This is a genomic window from Aliterella sp. E5.1 (assembly GCF_057473825.1).
The window spans coordinates 1-2,333 of sequence record NZ_JBYCCV010000256.1; the positions used below are offsets into that span (position 1 = coordinate 1).

General features: G+C 41.9%; 2 protein-coding genes. Both read right to left on the reverse strand.

The window, feature by feature from the left end:
- On the reverse strand, positions 1-1,272 hold a 1,272-nt coding region (locus AC2VE5_RS25965; RefSeq protein WP_486890450.1), incomplete at its 3' end, for a YncE family protein.
- 192 nt (positions 1,273-1,464) lie between these two features.
- A complete protein-coding gene (locus tag AC2VE5_RS25970) occupies positions 1,465-2,202 on the reverse strand; it encodes a COG4280 domain-containing protein (protein WP_486890451.1) in 738 nt (245 codons plus the stop codon).
- Positions 2,203-2,333 lie beyond the last annotated feature (131 nt).

Sequence of the window (2,333 nt, forward strand, 5' to 3'; positions counted from 1 at the left end):
TCCAACTACTCTCCCGTCTCTCAAATCGACGACAGCTACCGCATTCTCACCACCTAAAGTCACAAATAGCGATCGCCCTCGAGGACTAAAAGCTAGAGAATTGGGATTAGCGCCTTTGTACTTATCGCCTTGCCGAGATAAGGAGATAGTTTTTACAACTTTATTTAAGCTAGTGTCAATGACTGAAATTGAGTCACTGTTACCGTTAGCCACATACAAACGGCTTTCATCTGCTGAAAGCAATATTTTGTTAGGTTGACTGCCTACTGATAGGCGAGTAATTGCCCCACTAGATAGATCAACAGCTAATACTTCATCATCGCGTTGACTGCTAACAAAGGCTTTGGCAGCAGCACCAGTATTTGTGTTTCTAATCGCAACATCAAAAGGAAATTCCCCTGTTGCTACTTTGCCACCAGGTACGAAAAATTTAATTTCTTTGAGTACTTTGCGCGTTGCGGTATCAACTACGGAAATTGAATCGTTCTCAAAGTTTGCTGCTACTAGGGTTTTACCATCCTTACTAACAGCAACGCCTGCTACAACGGCTCCACTTGCGGCAGCTTCGGCTTCAGTATCTTTTAATAGACCGCCATCATATTCAGGGAAGGGTGCAGTCTGGTCGGAGTTGTGACCTAGTAGAATGAATGGAGCTTGAGGGACGTACTGATTAGTTTGGCGAGTGTAAACATATATGCGATCGTCAATGCCACCGGATACATAGAAGTTTTGGCTATCTGGCGACCAAGCCAAACCGTTGTAAGTATTGGGGATATTAATTTGTTGCTGTTTGACTAAGTTACCGCTACTAACATCGTAGACAAATACCCATTCTGCGTTGCGGGTTATAATTGGCTGATTAGTTAATGGGTCTATGACACCGCTTGGCTGACCAGTTACTGGGTCTAAAACTGGGTAGGTAATGTTTGCGCCAGTTGTTTCATTCTTAAAGTTTTGGTTGTAGCCGCTAGTTAAAACCAGTAAAGTTTTACCATCGGGACTTAGAGCCGTTGATACGGCTTCGGCAGCATCGGCTGTACCATCCGATCGCAAACCAGTAGCTAAACGCGCAAAAGTTGAGCCTGGGGCGGCGGCGGGTGTAATCACTTGTCCTGTAGGTAGCAAAGCTCCGCTATCGGGAAAGTTCCCTACAGGGTTAGTAGTTCTGGCACTGATTGATTGAATACTTAATACAATTATTCCTGCTGTTATTAGCAGACTTAGGAGGAAATATTGCCTACGCTTGAAGTTTTTATACTTGAAAGGTTGCATTTGCTCTCGTTAAAAATCAAATTATTGCCTTATTTAAGTAGATAATCCCACGAGTTTATTAAGAAGAAGATAAGTTTAGGTTACCTTCTTCTTTATTCAACCTTCAACTTTAGACTATGCAATGAATTATGATGACTAAACTTGTTTGTTCTAAAGGAGAACCAATGGATAACAGAAGAAATCTTAAAGTCCTTACCCGATTGTTTCTTGCTGTTTTTGCAACACGATTCTCCAGCGTAGGAGTGCGGCACAACCAGCCATAAATGAACCCCAGATTAGCGGTAACCAAATAATAGTCCAGCTACCTGTTGACCAGCGAACATTAAGTCCTTCGCCAAGCCAGTAAGTACCAAATCCCATCAGGAGCATAGCTGCCACAAATTTCATTGGCTTGATAGGCACTTGGTTGAGCGGGACTCTAAACAGAAATGCAAAGCAGACCAACCCAATGGCGGCAAGGGAAGTACCACCGATGGCTTCATACCATTTTCCTGCGGTAACCCCCAAAGTGACGATTGCAATAGCAATCTCTACACTTTCTAACAACGCACTCTTGAAGGTGGTTACTACGGCAAACCAGTTCCAGCCTGATTTTATCCCCTCTTGTTCCAGTTCTTTCTGTAACTGCGCGTCTTCATCATCTTTCGGCTTAAGAATGCCACCATAATACTTGACTACTGAGCGAGTCCACTTTTGCCCAAAAGCAAGCAAGACTGCTCCGGCAATAATCTCAAGAACTTGTATGGGAATCAGTATTAAGCTTTTGCCTAGGATGAGTGCGGCAACTACAGTTACACTAATACCGATGCCTGAGCCAACTAAGGCGTTGCGCCAACCTGTTACTCTACCGACAACTATAGTTACTCCCAGGATCTCTAATAATTCAATCAAAGAACCTGTAAAACTAGCTAAGAAAATTTCCCAATTCATGAAATTTAGTACCTTTAAGCTATGGTTTTTAGTTGAGTTACAAAAAATTAATATTTACCAACCAGTTATCAAATCATTTATAAAAATTAGTTATAAATAATACTGTAATAACAAAAACAAACAAGTTATAT

Coding starts and splice junctions, on each gene's coding strand:
- AC2VE5_RS25970 (WP_486890451.1), bottom strand. CDS start 2,202: ATGAATTGGGAAATTTTCTTAGCTAGTTTTACAGGTTCTTTGATTGAA.